This is a genomic window from Saccharopolyspora sp. 7B (assembly GCF_020177435.1).
GTDB lineage: Bacteria > Actinomycetota > Actinomycetes > Mycobacteriales > Pseudonocardiaceae > Saccharopolyspora_C > Saccharopolyspora_C gregorii.
This window is the reverse complement of record NZ_JAIUKC010000037.1, coordinates 1-19,256: the sequence shown is the minus strand read 5'-3', so window position 1 is coordinate 19,256 and position 19,256 is coordinate 1. Positions and strand designations below refer to the sequence as shown.

The 19,256-nt window shown below is 73.4% G+C and carries 19 protein-coding genes; 10 read left to right on the top strand and 9 right to left on the bottom strand.

The features are described 5' to 3' along the window. Positions 1 to 147: 147 nt before the first annotated feature. The 5 genes from LCD33_RS07740 (at position 148) to LCD33_RS07720 (ending at position 5,201) form a co-directional block, all read left to right on the top strand. On the top strand, positions 148 to 873 hold the full coding sequence (locus LCD33_RS07740; protein ID WP_224969028.1) for an aspartate/glutamate racemase family protein: 726 nt from the start codon (positions 148 to 150) through the stop codon (positions 871 to 873). Between the two features lie 46 nt (positions 874 to 919). Continuing rightward, complete coding sequence (gene allB / locus LCD33_RS07735) at positions 920 to 2,266, top strand: allantoinase AllB (protein ID WP_224977657.1); 1,347 nt, start codon at positions 920 to 922, stop codon at positions 2,264 to 2,266. Beyond that, the gene (alc, locus tag LCD33_RS07730; protein WP_224977656.1) at positions 2,263 to 3,390 is read left to right on the top strand and encodes an allantoicase; all 1,128 of its coding nucleotides are present in this window, start codon (positions 2,263 to 2,265) and stop codon (positions 3,388 to 3,390) included. Before allB ends, alc begins: the two co-directional genes overlap by 4 nt. A 161-nt stretch (positions 3,391 to 3,551) precedes the next feature. Then, the gene (locus tag LCD33_RS07725) at positions 3,552 to 4,448 is read left to right on the top strand and encodes a helix-turn-helix domain-containing protein (protein ID WP_224977655.1); all 897 of its coding nucleotides are present in this window, start codon (positions 3,552 to 3,554) and stop codon (positions 4,446 to 4,448) included. Positions 4,449 to 4,754: 306 nt separating this feature from the next. Next, entirely contained in the window at positions 4,755 to 5,201 is a 447-nt protein-coding gene (locus LCD33_RS07720) for a MarR family winged helix-turn-helix transcriptional regulator (RefSeq protein ID WP_224962386.1), read from the top strand. A gap of 101 nt (positions 5,202 to 5,302) precedes the next feature. On the opposite strand, the gene tsaD is transcribed toward LCD33_RS07720, so the two are convergent. The 8 genes from tsaD to LCD33_RS07680 form a co-directional block, all read right to left on the bottom strand. Continuing rightward, positions 5,303 to 6,361 carry a tRNA (adenosine(37)-N6)-threonylcarbamoyltransferase complex transferase subunit TsaD gene (gene tsaD / locus LCD33_RS07715; protein ID WP_224962384.1) on the bottom strand — a complete coding sequence of 353 codons (1,059 nt, stop codon included), beginning with the start codon at positions 6,359 to 6,361 and terminating at the stop codon, positions 5,303 to 5,305. Further along, entirely contained in the window at positions 6,358 to 6,849 is a 492-nt protein-coding gene (rimI, locus tag LCD33_RS07710) for a ribosomal protein S18-alanine N-acetyltransferase (protein WP_224962382.1), read from the bottom strand. The genes tsaD and rimI overlap by 4 nt, the downstream gene beginning before the upstream one ends. After that, positions 6,846 to 7,604, bottom strand: a complete 759-nt coding sequence (gene tsaB, locus LCD33_RS07705; RefSeq protein WP_224977654.1) for a tRNA (adenosine(37)-N6)-threonylcarbamoyltransferase complex dimerization subunit type 1 TsaB — start codon at positions 7,602 to 7,604, stop codon at positions 6,846 to 6,848. The genes rimI and tsaB overlap by 4 nt, the downstream gene beginning before the upstream one ends. 260 nt (positions 7,605 to 7,864) lie before the next feature. After that, positions 7,865 to 8,293: a thioesterase family protein gene (locus LCD33_RS07700; RefSeq protein WP_224962378.1), complete on the bottom strand. Its 429-nt coding sequence runs from the start codon at positions 8,291 to 8,293 to the stop codon at positions 7,865 to 7,867. Then, the gene (locus LCD33_RS07695; protein WP_224968000.1) at positions 8,290 to 9,249 is read right to left on the bottom strand and encodes a 3-hydroxyacyl-CoA dehydrogenase NAD-binding domain-containing protein; all 960 of its coding nucleotides are present in this window, start codon (positions 9,247 to 9,249) and stop codon (positions 8,290 to 8,292) included. The genes LCD33_RS07700 and LCD33_RS07695 overlap by 4 nt, the downstream gene beginning before the upstream one ends. Continuing rightward, complete coding sequence (locus LCD33_RS07690; protein WP_224962374.1) at positions 9,249 to 10,139, bottom strand: 3-keto-5-aminohexanoate cleavage protein; 891 nt, start codon at positions 10,137 to 10,139, stop codon at positions 9,249 to 9,251. The genes LCD33_RS07695 and LCD33_RS07690 overlap by 1 nt, the downstream gene beginning before the upstream one ends. A gap of 370 nt (positions 10,140 to 10,509) precedes the next feature. Next, the gene (locus LCD33_RS07685; RefSeq protein WP_224962372.1) at positions 10,510 to 11,091 is read right to left on the bottom strand and encodes a vancomycin high temperature exclusion protein; all 582 of its coding nucleotides are present in this window, start codon (positions 11,089 to 11,091) and stop codon (positions 10,510 to 10,512) included. Positions 11,092 to 11,178: 87 nt separating this feature from the next. Next, positions 11,179 to 12,744: an alkaline phosphatase gene (locus LCD33_RS07680; protein WP_224968002.1), complete on the bottom strand. Its 1,566-nt coding sequence runs from the start codon at positions 12,742 to 12,744 to the stop codon at positions 11,179 to 11,181. A 787-nt stretch (positions 12,745 to 13,531) separates the two neighbouring features. Between LCD33_RS07680 and groES the strand changes: the two genes are divergently transcribed. After that, positions 13,532 to 13,822, top strand: a complete 291-nt coding sequence (gene groES, locus LCD33_RS07675) for a co-chaperone GroES (protein WP_184483059.1) — start codon at positions 13,532 to 13,534, stop codon at positions 13,820 to 13,822. 243 nt (positions 13,823 to 14,065) lie between these two features. Continuing rightward, complete coding sequence (gene groL / locus LCD33_RS07670) at positions 14,066 to 15,685, top strand: chaperonin GroEL (protein WP_224956129.1); 1,620 nt, start codon at positions 14,066 to 14,068, stop codon at positions 15,683 to 15,685. Positions 15,686 to 16,016: 331 nt separating this feature from the next. Here groL and LCD33_RS07665 read toward each other — a convergent pair whose 3' ends face one another. Continuing rightward, a complete protein-coding gene (locus tag LCD33_RS07665; protein ID WP_224956128.1) occupies positions 16,017 to 16,319 on the bottom strand; it encodes a WhiB family transcriptional regulator in 303 nt (100 codons plus the stop codon). 205 nt (positions 16,320 to 16,524) lie between these two features. On the opposite strand from LCD33_RS07665, the gene LCD33_RS29185 reads away from it, so the two are divergent. The 3 genes from LCD33_RS29185 to LCD33_RS07650 all read left to right on the top strand — a co-directional run. Continuing rightward, positions 16,525 to 17,874 (top strand): MerR family transcriptional regulator, encoded by a 1,350-nt coding sequence (locus LCD33_RS29185; RefSeq protein WP_304612887.1) that lies wholly within the window; start codon positions 16,525 to 16,527, stop codon positions 17,872 to 17,874. A 298-nt stretch (positions 17,875 to 18,172) separates the two neighbouring features. After that, positions 18,173 to 18,769, top strand: a complete 597-nt coding sequence (locus LCD33_RS07655) for a response regulator transcription factor (protein ID WP_184483053.1) — start codon at positions 18,173 to 18,175, stop codon at positions 18,767 to 18,769. A gap of 232 nt (positions 18,770 to 19,001) precedes the next feature. Continuing rightward, positions 19,002 to 19,256: hypothetical protein (locus LCD33_RS07650; RefSeq protein WP_224977653.1), on the top strand; the 255-nt coding region annotated here is incomplete at its 3' end.

Sequence of the window (19,256 nt, the reverse complement as noted above, 5' to 3'; positions counted from 1 at the left end):
ACCCGTGCCGCGGGGGCGGGCGGTGTCTTCTTCCCGTCAGCGGCGAAGCCGCTGAGCCGCCGACCACCTGAGCAGCGGAACCGCCGAGGTTCCGCCACCCCAGCGCCCCGCAAACCGAGTCCCAGGACAAGCAGCGAAGGAGAGCACGTGCGGATCGTCGTTGCCAACGTCAACACCACCGAAGCCGTGACCGAGGTGATCCGGGCGCAGGCCGTCGCGATCGCCGCACCCGGCACCGAGGTCCTCGCCGTCACCCCGCGCTTCGGCCCGCCCTCGGTGGAGGGGAACTTCGAGAGCTACCTGGCCGCGGTCGCCGTGATGGACCGGGTGCGGGCCGTGCCCGAACCCTTCGACGCGGTGGTGCTGGCCGGGTTCGGCGAGCACGGCAAGGAAGGGCTCGCGGAGCTGTTCGACGTGCCCGTCGTGGACATCACCGAAGCCGCCGCGCACACCGCGAGCCTGCTCGGCCGCCGGTTCTCCGTCGTCACCTCGCTGACGCGCACCACCGGCCAGATCACCGACCGGCTCGCGCTGACCGGGCTGGGCTCGCGGTGCGCCTCGGTGCGCGCCACCGGGATGGCCGTGCTGGAACTGGAGGCCGATCCGGAACGCGCCAGGGACCGGCTCGCCGCCGAAGCCGTGCGCGCCGTCCGCGAAGACGGCGCCGAGGTGGTCTGCCTCGGCTGCGCGGGCATGGCGGGCCTCGCCGAACAGGTGCGCGACGCCGCGGGCGTACCCGTCGTCGACGGCGTCCCCGCGGCGGTCGGGCTCGCGGAACTGCTGGTGCGGCAGGGCCTCAGCACCTCGAAGGTGGGGGGCTGGGCCGCGCCGCTGCCCAAGGAGATCACCGGCTGGCCGATCAGCGGAGCCTGACCCCGCCCCCGAACCCCGCCCCCGGAACGACGAACAGGAGGTTGCGGTGCCCGACGACCCGTACGACGTGGTGATCCGCGCGCGGCGCCTCATCGGCCCGCGCGGCGAGACCGCGGGCAGCGTCGCCGTTCGCGACGGACGCATCGCCGCCGTCGCACCGCACGACGCGCCGCCGCCCGCCGCGCGCACCGTGGAGCTCGCCGACGACGAGGTGCTGCTGCCCGGCCTCGTCGACACCCACGTGCACGTCAACGACCCCGGCCGCGCCGAGTGGGAGGGCTTCCCGACCGCCACCCGCGCCGCCGCCGCGGGCGGCATCACCACGCTGCTGGACATGCCGCTGAACAGCCTCCCGCCGACCGTCGACCCCGAATCCCTCGCGGTGAAGCGGGAATCCGCGCGCGGCAGGGTGCACGTGGACGTCGGTTTCTGGGGCGGTGCGATCCCCGGCAACCGGGCGCACCTCGGGCCGCTGCACGACGCCGGGGTGTTCGGGTTCAAGAGCTTCCTGCTGCACTCCGGCGTCGACGAGTTCCCGCCGCTGGACCCCGCCGGGCTGGAAGCGGCGCTGGCCGAGCTCACGACCCGCGACGCGCTGCTGATCGTGCACGCCGAGAACTCGGCAGCGATCGACGCCGCACCCAGCCCGCACGGCGAGCACTACCGCGACTTCCTCGCCTCCCGCCCGCGCGGCGCGGAGGACGTGGCCATCGCCCAGGTCCTCGACCTGGCGCGGCGCACCGGCGGGCGGGTGCACGTGCTGCACCTGTCCTCCTCGGACGCGCTGCCGATGATCGCCGCCGCGAAGGCGGACGGGGTGCGGGTGACCGTGGAGACCTGCCCGCACTACCTCTGCTTCACCGCCGAGGAGATCCCGGACGGCGCCACCCAGTTCAAGTGCTGCCCGCCGATCCGCGAAGCGGCCAACCGCGAACGGCTCTGGCAGGGGCTCGCCGACGGCACCATCGACTGCGTCGTCAGCGACCACTCGCCCTGCACGCCGGAGCTGAAGCGGCTCGACACCGGCGACTTCGGCGTCGCCTGGGGCGGCGTGTCCAGCCTGCAGCTGGGGTTGGCCGCGGTGTGGACGCAGGCCCGGCTGCGCGGGCACGGGCTGGCGGACGTGGTGCGCTGGATGGCCGGGCGCACCGCGGAGATCGCCGGTTTGCACCGCAAGGGCGCCGTCGAACCGGGCGCCGACGCCGACCTGTGCGCGTTCGCCCCCGACGACGCCTTCGTCGTCGCCGCCGCCGGACTGCACCACCGCAACCCCGTCACCGCCTACCAGGGCCGCGCGCTCGCCGGACGCGTCCGGCGCACCTGGCTGCGCGGCGAACCCGTCGACGTCGCAGGCCCACCACGAGGAACGTTGCTGAGCAGGGGAGAAGCATGAACGACCGGTCCGCGCTGCCCGACCTCGCCTCGCGCGCCGTCGGCGGCGCCGTCGTGCACGCCAACGACGAGCTGTTCGCCGAACGCGAGAACCTGATCAAACCCGCCGCGCCCGCCTACCAGCCCTACACGTTCGGCCACAAAGGACAGGTCTACGACGGGTGGGAGACCCGGCGGCGTCGCGAACCGGGCCACGACTTCGCGCTGATCCGCCTCGGGCTGCCCGGGATCGTGCGGCGGCTCGTGGTGGACACCGCGTTCTTCACGGGCAACTACCCGCCCGAGGTGTCCGTGCAGGGCGCGGCCGTGGACGGTTACCCGAGCCCGGCGGAACTCCTCGACGCCGACTGGGTGGAGCTGCTGCCCGCCTCGCCGGTCCGCGGCGACACCGAGAACTCCTTCGACGTGGACACCGCGCTGCGCTGCACCCACCTGAAGCTGTGCATGCACCCGGACGGCGGCATCGCCCGGTTGCGCGCCCGCGGCGAACCCGTCGCCGACCCGCGGTGGGCGCGCGGCGAGTTCGACCTGGCCGCGCTGGAGCACGGCGGGCACGTCACCGGGTGCAGCAACATGTTCTACAGCTCGCTGTCGAACCTGCTCGCGCCCGGCCGGGCCGCCGTGATGGGCGAGGGCTGGGAGACCGCGCGGCGCCGCGACGACGGCAACGACTGGGTGGAGGTGGGGCTCGCCGCCGCCGGCGTGCTCACCGCCGCCGAGCTCGACACCAGCCACTTCGTCGGCAACGCGCCCGGCTGGGCGACTCTGTCCGGTGTGGACGGACGGGTGGCCGATCCGGCGGATCCCGCGGCGTGGCGGGAGATCCTGCCGCGCACCCGGTTGCAACCCGACACCCGGCACCGGTTCCGGCTGCACTCCGGCGCCGAGTTCACCCACGTGCGGCTCGACGTGCACCCGGACGGCGGCATGGCGCGGCTGCGGCTGCACGGCACCGCCACCGCCGACGGGCACGCCGATCTGGTGCGCCGCTGGTCCGCCGCGGTGCCGCCGGAGTACGCGCGGGCCGTGCTGCTCGACTGCGGGGTCCCGGCGGACACCGCCGCCGAGCTCGCCGCCGCGTCCGGTCCCGACGCCGACACCGCGCTGGCGGCGGCCTTCCGCTGAGCGGCCGTTTCCGCCGAGCGGCAGGGATTGCCGCTGCCCGGCCGGGCTTTCCGCCCGACCGGCCTGGCTTTCCGCCGACCGATCGGAGCGGGCACCGGAAGTCGGGTGCGCCGCGGCACCGCCGACCTAGCGTGGTGCGCACCAGGAGGAAGGAGGACCCGGTGCTGGATCGGCTGAACGCGGCCCTGGACCACGCGGAGGAGCACCTCGGCGACACCGTCGACGTGGGCGAGCTCGCGCGGATCACGGCCACCTCCGAGTACCACTTCCGGCGGATGTTCTCCGCGCTGGCGGGCATGCCGTTCTCGGAGTACCTGCGGCGCAGGCGGCTCACCCTCGCCGGGGCGGAAGTGCTCGCCGGGCGGCGGACGCTGCTGGACATCGCCGTCCGGTACGGCTACGGCTCGGCGGAGGCGTTCGCGCGGGCGTTCCGCGCGGTGCACGGCGTCGGCCCCGGCGAAGCCCGCCGCGACGGCGCCGCGCTGCGGTCCCAGCAACGGATCTCCTTCCGGCTCACCGTCGAAGGGAGCAGCGAGATGCGCTACCGCATCGTGCGCCGCGAGGCGTTCCACGTCGTCGGCCGGAGGGCCCGGGTACCGCTCGTGCACGAAGGCCCCAACCCGGCGATCGTCGAGCACGTCCGCGGCATCGGCCCGGACGAGCTGCGGCGCATCGCCGCCCTGTCCGACCAGGAACCGGCGGGCATCATCGCCGCCACCGACGACCTGGACGACAGCCGTGCCGAGGGAACCACGCTCGACTACTACCACGGGGCGGTGACCCGGGATCCCGGTCCGGACGACCTGGACTCGCTGGCCGTCCTCGCCGGGGCCTGGGCGGTGTTCGAGGTCTCCGGCGAGTTCCCGCACGCGATCCAGTACCTGTGGCGCGACGTCTACACCGAGTGGTTCCCGTCGAACCCCTACCGCAGCAGGCCCGGCCCGGAACTCCTCCGCACCGAGGTGTCCGAGGACGGCACCCGCGGCGAAGCCGAGCTGTGGATCCCGGTGGAGGAGGTCTCTCCGTCTTCGAACTCGGTTTGCGCAGGGCTCGGGTAGCGGAACCTCAGCGGTTCCCTAGCTGCCCGCGTTCCCGGTGTGGCCGCGAGTTCTGAGCTACCGGTCCGCTGATTTCCACCCGTGCCCCGCAGTCGTGTCCGTTTCCCGTCAGCGGCGAAGCCGCTGAGCCGCCGACCACCAGAGCAAGGTGACCACCAGCGGGTTCTCAGCGGTTCCCTCGCGAGGACAGCTTTTTCCCTCGTGGCGGAGCCACTTGGGAAAAAGATCCCGCAGCGAGGGAACCGCTGAGGTTCCGCCACCCCAGTGCTGGGCAACAGAAGCAGCCACTCATGTCAGAATGCTGACATGAGTGGTTCCGGTGTTGAGCTGGAGACGTCCCTGGGCTACCTGCTCAAGGAGGTGTCGAGCACGCTCCGCGCCGCCATGGAGGAGGTGCTGCGGCCGCTCGGGATGACCGTCACGCACTACTCCTGCCTGGAGCTGCTGGCGCAACGGCCGGGCCTGTCCAACTCCGAGCTCGCGCGGGGCGCGTTCGTGACGCGGCAGTCGATGAACGTGCTGCTGCGGAACCTGGAGCGCGACGGCTACGTGACCAGGCCCGCCGAGGCGCCGGTCGGCAAGGCGCTGCCCGCGCGGCTCACGCCCAGCGGCCGGCGCAGCCTGGAGCAGGCCAGCGCGGCCGTCCGGGACGTCGAGCGCCGGATGCTCGGCGAGCTGACCGAAGCGGAGCAGGCTGAGGCGTTCCGGCTGCTCAAGGGCATGATCTACTCGCTGCGGGAGCGGTCCGGCTGACCGGTCGCCGGGCTCGTCCGGCTGTCCGGGGTTCGACCGGCTGGCCAGCTCGACCGGCTGTCCGGTCCGACTGGCTGTCCGGGTCCGTCCCTGCGGGCCGGTCAGCTCAGGACGATCGTCTCCACCGGCAGGCCGGGCGTGGCGGAGAGGTCCAGCGGGGACGGCTTCGCGCCCGCGGCCACCACGTGCGCGCCGAGCACAGCGATCATTGCGCCGTTGTCGGTGCACAGCCGGGGCCGCGGCACCCGCAGCTCGATCCCCGCCGCCGCGCACCGCTCCGCGGCCAGCGCGGACAGCCGCGAATTCGCCGCCACGCCACCGGAGATCACCAGCGTGCCCACCCCGAGGTCCTGCGCCGCGCGCACCGCCTTGAACGTGAGCACGTCCGCCACGGCCTCCTGGAACGAGGCGCACACGTCGGCGACCGGGATCTCCCGGCCCGCCCGCTGCTCGCCCTCGACCCAGCGGGCCACCGCGGTCTTCAGCCCGGAGAACGAGAAGTCGTGCCGCGCGTCCCGCGGACCGGTCAGCCCGCGCGGGAACGCGATCGCCTTCGAATTCCCCTGCTTGGCCAGCCCGTCGATCGGCGGCCCGCCCGGGTACGGCAGGTCGAGGATGCGGGCGACCTTGTCGTAGGCCTCCCCGGCGGCGTCGTCGATGGTGGAGCCGACCTGGGTGATCCGCTCCGCGATGCCCTCCACCAGCAGGAGCTGGCTGTGCCCGCCGGAGACCAGCAGCGCCAGGCAGCGCGGCGGCAGCGGACCGTGCTGCAGGGTGTCCACGGCGACGTGCCCGCCGAGGTGGTTCACCCCGTACAGCGGGACGTCCAGCGCCACCGAGTACGCCTTGGCGGCGGCGACGCCCACCATCAGCGCACCGGCCAGGCCGGGTCCCGCCGTCACCGCGATGGCGTCCACATCGGACAGTTCGAGCCCGGATTCGTCCAGCGCGCGGCGCATCGTGGGCGCCATCGCGGTCAGGTGCGCCCGGCTGGCGATCTCCGGCACGACGCCGCCGAAGCGGGCGTGCTCGTCGACGCTGGAGGCCACGGCGTCCGCGAGCAGCTCCACCGAGCCGTCCGCGCCGAGCCGCACCAGCCCGACCCCGGTCTCGTCGCAGGAGCTCTCGATGCCGAGCACGATCCGGTCGGTGGTGGTCATGACGCACCACCTCCCTCCGCAGTGGGGTCGGCCGCGGGCCTGCGCATCGTGTGCGCGTCCGCGCCCGAAGGCTGGTAGTAGCGCTTGCGCAGGCCGACGATCTCGAACCCGTTCTTCCGGTACAGCTCGATCGCCGGGTCGTTGTCGGTGCGCACTTCGAGGAACGTGGTGGCGCGGTGCTCGTCGGCGCGGGCCAGCAGCCGCAGCAGCAGCGCCCGTCCCACCCCGCGGCCCTGGTGCGCGGGATCGACGCCGATGGTGTGCACCTCCGCGTCCACCTCCGGTGGCCGTCCGGCCAGCGACAGCCCGGCGTAGCCGATCAGCTGCTCCGCCTCGTCGTAGGCGCCCAGGTAGTGGTGGCCGCGGTCCAGCTCGGCGGCGAACGACTCCAGCGACCACGGGTCGTCGCCGGGGAACAGCACCTGCTCCAGCTCGGCGCAGCGCTTCAGGTCGTTCCGCCGCAGCTTCGCGATGAACGGGGTGCTCATGACGCCGCCTCCGGGCTGACCTGCTTGCGCGGGCCGGGCGCGGTGGCGTCCGGACGGCGCAGGTACATCGGCACCAGCGGCAGCGGTTCCTCCCCGCTGTGCAGGTCGTGCCGCGCGGCCGCCACCAGGCCGGTGGGGGTGGGGTACTCGGTGTCGAGGACCGGCAGCCCGAACACGTCGCCGTGCGCCGAGGCCATCTCGCCCGCGGCGAAGTCCAGGTCCAGCTCGGCGATCTCCGCGGGCACGTCGGCCGGGCGGTGCACGTGCGGGCCGGTGAGGCGCTCCCGGTCCGGGCCGTAGGCCGCCCAGTACACCTCCTTGCGGCGCGCGTCCGTGGCGACCAGCAGCCGCATCCCGCCCGCGGCGGCGCCGGACACGGCGGCACCCGGCGCGCCGCCGGCGGCCCCCACGCCCTGCGCGGCGGCCGTCTCCGGAACCGCGGCGGCGATCGCGTCCAGGCTGCACACCGGGTGCACCGGGACGTCCAGGGCCTGCCCGAGCGCGGCGGCCGTCACCATGCCCGCCCGCAGCCCGGTGAACGGACCGGGCCCGGAGCCGACGACGATCGCGTCCGCGTCCGCCAGCCGGTGACCGGCCTCGGAGACCGCCGCCATCAGGTGCGGGGTGAGCAGTTCGCCGTGCGCCCGGGCGTTCACCGTCACGCGTTGCGCGAGGGGGCGGGGCCCGCCGCCGTCCAAGGCGACCAGCCCTGCGGTGACCGCGGGCGTCGAAGTGTCCAGCGCGATGACGAGCACAGCCGAAAAGGTTACGTCACCCCAGGTCACCGACGTGTCCCGGGTGCCGGGCGGCACCCCGGCCACGACGAACCCCGCGCACTCCGCTCGGGGTGAGCGGACCGTTCGTCCAACCGGGCGGTCCGTGCACCCGGGGCGGGCAGGGTGAACGGACCGTTGGTCCAACGGGATGGGACGAACGGTCCGTTGACTCGGGACCGGGCGGGGTGAACGGACCGTTGGTCCAACGGGATGGGACGAACGGTCCGTTGATTCCCCGCTCAGCCGATGGCGCGACCCGCGTAGTCCGGCGCCCGCTCGGTGCGCTCGGCGATGCGCGCCGCGATCTCGTCCGGGAACGGGACCGAACGGCCCGCCGCCGAATCGACGTGCAGCGCCAGCAGCTCCTCGGTGGCCACCACCGTCCCGTCCACCACCATCTCGTGGCACAGCACCAGCTTCTTCGGCCCGCCGCCGACGATCCGCGAGGTCACCACGAGCTCCGCGTCGGGCCCGACTTCGCGCAGGTAGCGGACGTGCGCCTCCACGGTGTAGAGCGAGCGGCCGGTCTCCCGGTACGCGGCGTCCAGGCCGAGCCCGTCCATCACCGCGTCGGTGGCGAAGCCGAACACCAGCACGTAGTAGGCCTCGCTGAGGTGCCCGTTGTAGTCGATCCACTCGGGCCGCACCCGCTGCCGGAACTCGCTCACGCGCCACCGCCCCGGACGGCCCGCACCGCGCGCAGCACGGCGATGACCGCGCGGTCCCGGTCGGCGACCAGCTCGGCGATGCTGCGCCCGTCGGCGGTCTCCTCGCAGCCCTGCACCATCCGGTCCCGCAGCTCGGTGGTGAGCTCCGGTGCTTCCAGCCGCGTCCACGGCGACTTCAGCGACGGCCCGAAGTGGTCGAGCATGTGCGCCATGCCGCCTTCGCCACCCGCGAGGTGGAAGGTCAGGCAGGGCCCGAGGAACGGCCACCGCAGCCCGGGGCCTTCGGTGATGGAGGCGTCGATCTGCTCCACGGTCGCCTCGCCCTCGGCGACCATGTGCAGCGCCTCCCGCCACAGCGCCTCCTGCAGCCGGTTCGCGATGAACCCGGGCACCTCGCGGTCCATGGTGATCACCGATTTCCCGGCGACCTCGAAGAACCGGGACGCCCAGGTGACCGCCTCCGGGTCGGTGCGCTCGCCGCCGACGACCTCCACCAGCGGGATGAGGTACGGCGGGTTGAACGGGTGTCCGACCACGAGCCGTTCCGGGGTGGCGCAGCGCTGCTGCATCTCGGTCATGCCGTAGCCGGAGGTGGACGAGGACACCACGACGCCGGGCGGGGTGGCCGCGTCGATGCGGGCCAGCAGGTCCTGCTTGAGCTCCAGGTCCTCTGGGGCGCTCTCCTGCACGAACTCGGCGCCGGCGACCGCTTCCTCCAGGGTGGCGGTGACGGTGAGCGCGTCCCGGGCCGCGCCCGGTGCCAGGCCCAGTTCGGTCAGCGCGGGCCATGCCGCGTCCACCAGCCGCCGCAGCTTCTCCGCCGCGTCCGGCGCCGGGTCCCACGCCGTCACCCGGTAACCGCGCGCCAGGAAGTGCGCCGCCCAGCCACCGCCGATCACGCCCGCGCCGATGCAGGCGACCTCGCGCACCGCTTCCGGTGCCACCGGGGCTGCCATCAGGAGGTCCGCCGCTTCAGGCCGAGCTTCGCGCGCGCCTGGTCGGGGGTGGCGATCCGCGCGCCCATGCCCTCGATGATCGTCACGGCGCGCTCGACGAGCTGCGCGTTGGTGGCCTTCACGCCCTTGCTCAGGTAGAGGTTGTCTTCCAGCCCGACGCGGACCTGGCCGCCGAGCAGCGCGGATTGCGCCACCCATGGCAGCTGGTTGCGGCCGATCGCGAAGCTCGCCCAGTTGGCGCCCTCCGGCAGCATGTTCACCATCGCCTGCAACACGCCCGGGTCGGCGGGGGCGCCGTACGGGATGCCGGTGCACAGCTGGAACAGCGGCGGCGGGTCGATGAGGCCTTCGTCGATGAGCTTGGTGGCGAACCACAGCTGCCCGGTGTCGAAGATCTCCAGCTCGGGCTTCACGCCGAGCTCCTGGATGCGCTTCGCGCCGGCCCGCAGCATGTCGGGCGTGCTGATGTAGAGCTGGCTGCCCTCGCCGAAGTTCAGCGAGCCGCAGTCCATGGTGCAGATGTCCGGCAGCAGCTCCTCGACGTGCGGCAGCCGGTCCAGGCCGTTGACCAGGTCGGTGCCGTCGACGGGCTTGAGCGGGTCGTCCGGATCGATCACCAGGTCGCCGCCCATCCCGGCGGTCAGGTTGATGACGACGTCCACACCGGACTCGCGGATGCGGCGCACGACCTCGCGGTAGAGCGGGACCTCGCGGGAGCCCTGGCCGGTCTCGACGTCGCGCACGTGGATGTGGACCACGGCGGCGCCCGCGTCGGCGGCCTGCACGGCGGACTCGGCGATCTGCTCGGGGGTCACCGGTACGTGTTCGCTGCGGCCGACGGTGTCGCCCGCTCCCGTCAACGCGGCGGTGATGATCACTTCCTCGTTCATGCGCCCTCCCTGTCGCGGTCGGCCCGGCGCGGGCCGCGGTGACGCTAGCAAGAGCGTTGCGAAATTCGCAATGCTCCGTCCGGGGAGAGCTGAGCTGGGAAGCGGAACGGTCAGTGCGGAAGCGGAAGTGCTGATCGCGATCGCAGAGGAGAACTGATCATCGACTCAGTTGATCGCACGGTCCGGACGGCGTGCCCCTCGGCGGGCGAACCAGGGCGGGGAAGGCGGCGGGAGCGCGACACCGGGGCAGGCCACGTGAGGGGGAACCAAGGCTGGCCACGTGACCGCGAACCAGGGTGGGCCACGTGAGGGCGAACCCCGACAGGGCGAACCACGGGAGCAGCGAACCCGGCGCGCCGCCCGCGCCGCATCACCGGCTGAACCAGAACGCCTTCGCCACGGCCAGGAACTCGCGCCGCGCACCCCGCGCCGACACCCGGCGCAACCCGTCCGCCGCCGCGTCGTGCCCCACCCCGTACGCGTCCATCCCGGCCCGGCGGCACAGCGCGATCGACCGGCGCAGGTGGAACTTCGAGGTCACCACGGTCACCGCGTGCAGCCCGAAGTCCGCGACCGCGCCGCGGCAGGACGCCCAGGTGTCCACACCGGACTCGTCCATCACCACCGCCCGCTCCGGAATCCCGTGGCGCAGCAGGAAGTCCCGCATCACGACCGGTTCGCTGTACCCGCGGGAGTGCGGGCTGCCGCTGACCAGGATCCACCGCACCCGGCCCGCCCGGTGCAGCTCCACCGCGACGGCGAGCCTGCCCTGCAGGATCCGGCTCGGCAGCCCGTCGCGGCGCACCCCGGCGCCCAGCACCAGCGCGACCTCGGCGGCGGGCACGTCGGCCACCGTCCGCACCCGGCCGCGGCTGCGCGCCAGCACCCACCACGACGGCAGCGCGGCCAGCACCACCGCGGCACCCGCCGCACCACACCATCGCCTGCGCACGGGGCAAGTGTGCCGTGCCGCGGCCCGGTCGCCGACAGCGGCCGAACGGGTGCCGCCCGGACCGCGCCGGACGGCACCCACGGCGGATCAGGCCTCGTGCAGCCTCGGTTCGCCGTCGGCGACGGTGAAGCTCCGCGCGGTGCTCGCCGCGCCGCCCGGTTCCGTCACGTGCGGCACCGTCCGGAAGTCCGCCCGCAGCTCGTCCGCGCCGAACCGGGTGCGCACGTAGCCGCGGCGGTTCCGGTGGAACTTGATGTGCGGGTTCTCCGCCAGCACCGCCGACTTCGGGTCGTCGTCCCCGTCGCCGCCGCTGGTGATCGAGGTGGTGACCAGCTCGGTGCCGACGACCGCCGAGTCCGGGTCCTCGTGCGCGGCCTGCACCTCCGCGGCCCAGTGCCGGTGCACGTCGCCGGTCAGCACCACCGCGTTGCGCGCCTGCGCGAGCCCCGCGGCGATCCGGTCCCGGTTCGCCACGTACCCCGCCCACGAGTCGGTGCTGAACGCGACGCCCTCGTCCACGTCGTTGTCCAGCCGGGAGAAGAACACCTGCTGCCCCAGCACGTCCCAGCGCGCCTGCGAGGTGGTGAGCCCGTCCAGCAGCCAGCGCTCCTGCTCGGCGCCGGTGATCGTGCGGTCCGGTTCCAGCCGCTCCGCGCAGTCCACGTTCCCGGCGTCGTCGCAGGGCTGGTCGTCGCGGTACTGGCGGGTGTCGAGCATGTGGAACGTGGCCAGCCCGCCCCAGCCCAACCGGCGGTACAGCCGCATGTCGGCGCCGACGGGCTTGGCCGAGGAGCGCAGCGGCATGTTCTCGTAGTACGCCTGGAACGCGGCGGCGCGCCGGTCGAGGAAGTGCTCGTCGGGCGTCTCCGGCACGTCCCCGGCCCAGTTGTTCTCGGTCTCGTGGTCGTCCCACACGACGATCCACGGCGCGGTGGCGTGCGCGAGCTGCAGGTCGGCGTCGGTCTTGTACTGGGCGTGCCGCTGCCGGTAGTTCGCCAGCGTTCGGGTCTCCGGCCCGAGCACCCGTCGCACGTCGTCGTCCTCGGCGGCGTACTCGTACTGGTAGTCGCCGAGGTGCAGGATCAGCCCGGGCTGGTCCTCGGCCATCCGCCGGTAGGCGGTGAAGTGGCCCTGGCCGAAGTGCGCGCAGGACGCGAAGCACATGGTCAGCGGGTCGAGCGAGCCGGGCGCGGGGGCGGTGCGGGTGAAGCCGGTGCGGGACACGGCGCCGTCGGCGCGGAACCGGTAGTAGTACTCGGCGCCGGGCCGCAGTCCTTCGAGCTCGACGTGCACGCTGTGGCCGAGCTCCGGTGCGGCCTGGGCCTGGCCGCGCCGCACGACGCGGCTGAACCGCTCGTTCTCGGCGACCTCCCACTGCACGTCGACGACCTTGTCGGGCATGCCGCCGCGGCCGTCGTCGGCGGTCGGGTCGGGGGCGAGCCTGGTCCAGAGCACGACGCCGTCCGGAACGGGGTCGCCGGAGGCGACGCCGAGGGTGAACGGGTCGCGGAGCGGGCGTCCGGTGCCCGCGCCGCGCAGCGGTAGCGGTCCGGCGAGGGCGGTTCCCGCGAGCGCGGTGCCGCCCAGCGCGGCCGCGCCGCCGAGCAGCACGGCGCGCCGGGACACGGATCGGGATGTGGTGGGGTCGGGCATTCGGGCGGTCCTCCCAGAGACCTCGGTGGTCGCCGCGGCCGACGTGCTCGGTGCACGTCGAAGCAGGCGTGCGCCCGCTTTCGGCTTCACTCGAACGGGTGGAAAGGTATCCGCGCCCGGTGGGCATCCGGTTAACTTCTGGCGAAGACGGGTTGTTGATCACCGCGACCGCGCCGCAGGGCCTTCCGCGAAGCGGGAGGAGCGATCAGCGCGGGCGCCAGCCGGACCGGCCGGGAGGCCCGGACGGGCCGGGTGGGCGAGAGGGGCGAGGGCGGCGTTCCCACGGACGGTTCGTGGGCTTCGTCGGAGCCATGCGGCAGAACCTAAGCCACAGCGCCTCGATGGTGTGAACCGCCCTCGGGTTCCGGTGACATTTCCCGCATGCCGATCTACCTGCGAAGATCGGCAGCATGGGGCGGTCGGCGGCGACCGCGCCGCGCCGCCGCCCGGCCCACCCGTCCCAGCTCGACCCGGGCCCACCTCGACGGTTCCGCACCGGCAAGATCGGCCGCCGGCACGACCGGGCGATCACCGGAGATCAGTTCCGCGCTACCGGGGCGCGCGCCGCGCACGTCCGCGGCCGGTCACCGCTCGCCGATCCGCGTTCCGCGCCATCGAGTGACGACGGATCGGGTGCCCGGTTGTTGAGGCTTGGCACTCGCGTGGGTAGAGTGCCAATCAGCACGGCGCCGCTGCGCCCCGGCACCCGCGACGACGGGGAGCCACGGAGCCGTCACCCAAACCACAGCCAACGCTTACGCAGGCCCCAGAAGGTGGAGGTCACACCGTGGCGAGCATCAAGCCGCTTGAGGACAAGATCGTTGTCCAGGCGAGCGAAGCCGAGACGACCACTGCGTCCGGCATCGTGATCCCGGACACCGCCAAGGAGAAGCCCCAGGAGGGCAAGGTCCTGGCCGTCGGCCCGGGTCGCGTCGACGACAAGGGCAACCGCGTCCCCGTCGACGTGCAGGAAGGTGACGTCGTCATCTACTCCAAGTACGGCGGCACCGAGGTCAAGTACAACGGCGAGGAGTACCTGATCCTCTCCGCCCGCGACGTGCTGGCCGTCGTCAACTGACGACCCGCACCATGCGCACCCCACCGCCCCGGTGGTCCCGCCTCCGGGACCCCGGGGCGGTGGTCTATCTCAGGCCGGACGTCGCGCCCGCACGCATGCGGCGACTCCGCCGACCCGACGCCGCACCGGGGCGGTCCACCGGGCAGCCGTCCGGACCGCTCCGGCGCGCCGGGTCGAACCGAGTTCGCGCCGGGGCGACCACGACCGGCCTCCGAACACCCCATGCTGAAGGGCTGTTGAAACATGGCTAAGCAGATCAGCTTCGACGAGCAGGCGCGCCGCGCGCTGGAGCGCGGTGTCAACCAGCTCGCCGACGCCGTGAAGGTGACCCTCGGGCCGCGCGGCAGGCACGTGGTGCTGGACAAGCAGTTCGGCGGCCCGCAGGTGACCAACGACGGCGTCACCATCGCGCGCGAGATCGAGCTCGACGACCCGTACGAGAACCTCGGTGCCCAGCTCGCCAAGAACGTCGCCACCAAGACCAACGACGTCGCGGGCGACGGCACCACCACCGCGACCGTGCTGGCCCAGGCCCTGGTCAAGGAAGGCCTGCGCAACCTGGCCGCCGGCGCCAACCCTGCCTCGCTGGGCAAGGGGATCCAGGCCGCCACCGACGCGGTCGTCGAGGCGCTCAAGGCCAAGGCCACCCCGGTCAAGGGCCGCGACAACATCGCCCAGATCGCCACCGTCTCCTCCCGCGACGAGAACATCGGCGCGCTGGTCGGCGAGGCGATGGAGAAGGTCGGCGAGGACGGCGTCATCAGCATCGAGGAGTCCTCGACGCTGGCCACCGAGCTGGAGGTCACCGAGGGCGTCCAGTTCGACAAGGGCTTCGTCTCCCCGTACTTCGTCACCGACGCGGAGCGGCAGGAAGCGGTCCTGGAGGACACCCAGATCCTGCTGCACCGGGACAAGATCTCGAACATCCAGGACCTGCTGCCGCTGCTGGAGAAGGTCGCCCAGAACGGCAAGCCGCTGCTGATCATCGCCGAGGACGTCGAGGGCGAGGCGCTGTCGACCCTGGTCGTCAACGCGATCCGCAAGACCTTCCGGGTCGTCGCGGTCAAGGCCCCCTACTTCGGCGACCGCCGCAAGGCGTTCCTGGACGACCTCGCCGCCGTCACCGGCGCGCAGGTCATCGCCCCCGAGGTCGGGCTCAAGCTCTCCGAGGCCGGCCCCGAGGTCCTGGGCAGCGCCCGCCGCGTCACCGTCACCAAGGACGACACCATCCTCGTCGACGGCCACGGCAGCAAGGACGACGTGCAGGCCCGCGTCGAGCAGATCCGCAAGGAGATCGAGGCCAGCGACTCCGACTGGGACCGCGAGAAGCTGCAGGAGCGGCTCGCCAAGCTCGCCGGCGGCGTCGCCGTGATCAAGGTCGGCGCGGCCACCGAGACCGAGCTCAAGGAGCGCAAGTCCCGCATCGAGGACGCCGTCGCGGCGTCCAAGGCGGCGGCCGAGGAGGGCAGCGTCCCCGGCGGCGGTTCCAGCCTCATCCACGCGTCCAAGGCGCTGGAGGGCGACCTCGGCCTCACCGGTGACGAGGCCACCGGCGTGCGGCTCGTCCGCAAGGCGCTCGAAGCCCCGCTGTTCTGGATCGCCAGCAACGCGGGCCAGGAAGGCGCCGTCGTCGTCTCCAAGGTCCGCGACCTCGACTGGGGCGCCGGCTACAACGCCGCCGACCTCACCTTCGGCGACCTGATCGAGCCGGGCATCGTCGACCCGCTGAAGGTCACCCGCTCCGCGGTCGCCAACGCGGCCTCCATCGCGCGCATGGTGCTGACCACCGAGAGCGCCGTGGTGGAGAAGCCGGAGGAGGAAGCGGAGCAGGCCGCGGGCCACGGCCACGGCCACTCCCACTGACCTCCCGAGGAACTCCGGCCCGGCGGTTTCCCGCGGACCGACGCGGAAGCGCCGGGTTCGCGAGGGGCCGCCGGGGCCCGCGGGGCCCGGTCACCGGGCCAGGTCGTCGCGCTCAGCGGCGGTACCGCTGACGAGGAGTACCGAGAACGGCTCCGGCCGGTGGTCCTGCCGCCGGAGCAGGACGTGGGTCAGGGGCGGCACCCACGGGTGTCGCCCCTGATTCGTTTCCGCGCTCGCTCCGGGGTCCGCAGCGGATGACGCCCCTCGCAGTCATCCGATTCGGCCCGCCCGGTGCGGGCGCCGCCACCGCCGTTCGCGCGGCGGTCGCGTCTCAACCGGCCAGTGCGGCCACCCGGCGCTTGCGGGTCTTGATGATCACTTCGCGCTCGGACTCCGAAAGCCCACCCCAGATCCCGTAGGGCTCCTGCACGGCCAGCGCGTGCCGGCGGCACTGGTCCAGAACCGGGCAGTGCTGGCACACCTCTTTCGCCTTCGACTCACGCCGCGCCCGTGCCGGGCCGCGTTCGCCGTCGGGATGGAAGAAGTACGCGCTGTCCATCCCGCGACACGAACCCTTGATCTGCCAGTCCCAGATGTCCGCGTTCGGGCCTGGAAGACGTCGAGTGTCGGCCATTGCGACAACCACCTCCCACCGGTGGATCCCCTCCCCGCCACGGCGGCTGCCGTGGCCTCGCATGATCCAAGGTAGAACCGCGCCAATACTTGTTCAACCCCTTTCGCGCCGAAAGCTGTTCACTGACGGGTGATCTCTGACCGGTGGCATCCGGGTGCACCCGCTTGCCACCGGCCGCCACGATCCGGAACATGACCGCGTGACCATGCGGGAGGAACCCCTGTCCGGGCAGCACGGCGCCGCCCGGGCGGTTGATCCACGACTTGCCGACCACCCGGACGGCCCTGCGCTCGCCGGCGGCGCCGCAGGCACCGGCGAAGATCGGAACGGTGCCCACCGCAAGATCGCGGAGGCGGGCGCGGACCGAGCCGCCGGCGAGGGCGGCAGGCACCGTCGCGATACGGAGCCGACGGCCCGGCAGGACGGGGATCCGGGCACCACCGCCGAAGACCGGTCGGGAACGTCGGGAGGAGCGGACGCGGACGGCGCACCGGACGACCGGCCGGACGCCGAGCTCGCCACCGGACTGCTCGGCGCGGCAGAACCGTCCGGCGCCGCCGAGCCGGAGGAGCCCCGCCTCTCCGTCGCGGCCGTCGCCCGCAGGCTCGGCGGCGCGCCCGCGACCCTGCGCACCTGGGACCGCCGCTACGGGCTGGGCCCCACCGACCACGCCACCGGGCGCCACCGCCGCTACGGGCCCGAGGACGTCGCCCGGCTGGAGCAGATGCAGCGAGCCCTGCTCCGCGGCGCGTCCCCGGCCGAAGCCGCCCGCTACGCGCTCGCCGCGACCCCGCCGCTGCCCCGGTACGAGGACGGCGCGGCGGTGCCCGCCGCCCCCGCGACCGCCGAACCCGTCCTCATCTCCGGCGTGCTCGACCCGCTGGACGAGGAACCCGTCGCGTCCGCCGCCAACCCGGGCGGGCGGGGTCTGCGCCTGACCGGTGCCGGACCGCGCGCCCGGGGACTGGGGCGGGCGGTCCTCGCGCTGGACGCCTGGCACCAGCAGCGCCTGCTCGCCGAGTCGATCGAGCACCACGGCGTGCTCGCCACCTGGTCCGAGGTGCTGTCGCCGGTGCTGACCGCGGTGACCGGGCGCTGGCAGCACACCGGGACCGGGGTGGAAGCGCTGCGGCTGCTCGCCGACAGCGCGTCGACCGCGTTACGCGCGGTGCTGGCCACCGCTCCCGAACCGCGCAACCCGCGCCCGGTGCTGCTCGCGCCGGTGCCGGGGGAGCAGCAGGAGCTGGAGCTGGTCGCGCTGGCCGCCGAACTGGCCGCCCGCGGCGTGGGGATCCGGTTGTTCGGCGCGGGCCTGCCGCCGGAGGGCTTGAACGCCGCGGTGCGCCGGGCGGCGCCGTCGGTGGTGGTGCTCTGGTCGGAGCAGCCGCACTACGCGGCGCCCGCACTGCTCGCCGGCTTGCCCGGGACGCGCCAGCGGGCCCGGGTGTTCGCCGCCGGATCGGGCTGGGCGCCGGGCCGGTTGCCGGGGCATGCGGAGACGGTCTCGAACCTCGCGGAGGCCGCGGAAGGCGTCGTTCGCGTCGTGCTCGATTGACATGTGACGCAAATCACTTATGGCAAGTTTCCGCCGAATGCCGGGGGTCGCGAGATCGGGTGGCTGATCGCCCGACAGGGCCACAACAGGGTGAATATCGCAGGTATGGGCCTTGAGCGAGGGGTGACATCGGCTCTCGCCCGCACCCGCGTCGGGCCCTGCTCCGTTCCGGTGAATATCTCGAACGAGTGGCGTGAGCCGATCTCTGGACGGATTCAGCACTAGATCGTGTCAAGGTTCGCCGCACTGCGTCCGATAGGGGAAGAGGAACGTCACTCGCCTGCAGGAAGGAGTTCCCGTGACGACGGTCCTGATCTGTGATGACCGACGCAGCGTCCGGGAAGGGCTCACTCGCGTGATGTCTGCTGTCCCAGGAGTGAGCCGGATTGATTGCGTAGCACACGGTGACGAGCTGCTCGCGCGCTTCGCGCGGCAAGCGGTGGACGTCGTGCTGGTCGGCACCCAACGCGCGGTGCCGAACGGTGTCGAGGCCACCAGGCGGCTCGTCTCCGCCCACCCCCAGGCCAACGTGATCGTCTTCGGTGCGCCGGACGACGCGGGCAGCATCGCGGCGGCCATCGCCGGCGGTGCGCGCGGATACCTGCGCTGGGACGCCTCGCGGCCGGAGCTGGTCGCCGCGCTGGCGCACACCTTGGCCAGCACGTCCGTCCCCGCGCCGCGGCAGCCGTCCGATCCGGGCGTGCAGCTCACCGAACGCGAGCTGCAAGTGCTGCGGGGGATGAGTCAGGGGAAGAGCAACGGCCAGATCGGCCGCGAGCTCTACCTGTCCGAGGACACCGTCAAGACCCACGCCCGTCGGCTCTTCCGGAAGCTCGGAGTGCGCGATCGGGCACAGGCGGTGGCGCACGGGTTCAGACGAGGGCTGGTCGCCTGAGTCGAACGGGACTCCGCGGATGCCCACCTGCTCGCTCGATCATCCGGGTTCCGGTCGGAGCACGACGTGCGCCGATCGCCCGCGGGCGGCGGGCCGCGCCTCGCATCGCGTTCGTCCAGGGCGGTTCGCCCCGGACGACTCCGGTGCCCGGCACAGCCCGGCGACCGGGCCCTCGCTCGCGAGGGCTCGACCGATGATCCGAGGAGGTTCCGCGGGAGCTCCTTCCTGCTGTGTGACGCCCCTCGCCGGAAAGCGGCCCGCGGCCGCCGCCCGGTTCACCTCGACGCCGCCGTTCGGGCTCGGCGGCGTCGACAGGACTTCGGTGTCCCCCGGCCGGGGGCGGGGGGGGGGGCGGCGCCGCCCCGGGGCCGGTGCGCTCGGGCGGCCGCGGGGGAGCGACCCGCCCCCCGCGACCGCCGCGTTCGGCGGCGCGCCCGGCGAGCTGCCGACCCGGTTCCGGGAGCGGACCACCGGGGAGTGGGTGCAC

What these genes read in the sequence shown, in the direction of transcription:
- LCD33_RS07665 (WP_224956128.1), bottom strand. Translation starts at nt 16,319, where the DNA reads ATGGCCGACACTCGACGTCTTCCAGGCCCGAACGCGGACATCTGGGAC.
- LCD33_RS07680 (WP_224968002.1), bottom strand. Translation starts at nt 12,744, where the DNA reads ATGCCCGACCCCACCACATCCCGATCCGTGTCCCGGCGCGCCGTGCTG.
- LCD33_RS07695 (WP_224968000.1), bottom strand. Translation starts at nt 9,249, where the DNA reads ATGGCAGCCCCGGTGGCACCGGAAGCGGTGCGCGAGGTCGCCTGCATC.
- rimI (WP_224962382.1), bottom strand. Translation starts at nt 6,849, where the DNA reads ATGAGCACCCCGTTCATCGCGAAGCTGCGGCGGAACGACCTGAAGCGC.
- LCD33_RS07690 (WP_224962374.1), bottom strand. Translation starts at nt 10,139, where the DNA reads ATGAACGAGGAAGTGATCATCACCGCCGCGTTGACGGGAGCGGGCGAC.
- LCD33_RS29185 (WP_304612887.1), top strand. Translation starts at nt 16,525, where the DNA reads ATGCGGGAGGAACCCCTGTCCGGGCAGCACGGCGCCGCCCGGGCGGTT.
- groL (WP_224956129.1), top strand. Translation starts at nt 14,066, where the DNA reads ATGGCTAAGCAGATCAGCTTCGACGAGCAGGCGCGCCGCGCGCTGGAG.
- alc (WP_224977656.1), top strand. Translation starts at nt 2,263, where the DNA reads ATGAACGACCGGTCCGCGCTGCCCGACCTCGCCTCGCGCGCCGTCGGC.
- LCD33_RS07720 (WP_224962386.1), top strand. Translation starts at nt 4,755, where the DNA reads ATGAGTGGTTCCGGTGTTGAGCTGGAGACGTCCCTGGGCTACCTGCTC.
- tsaD (WP_224962384.1), bottom strand. Translation starts at nt 6,361, where the DNA reads ATGACCACCACCGACCGGATCGTGCTCGGCATCGAGAGCTCCTGCGAC.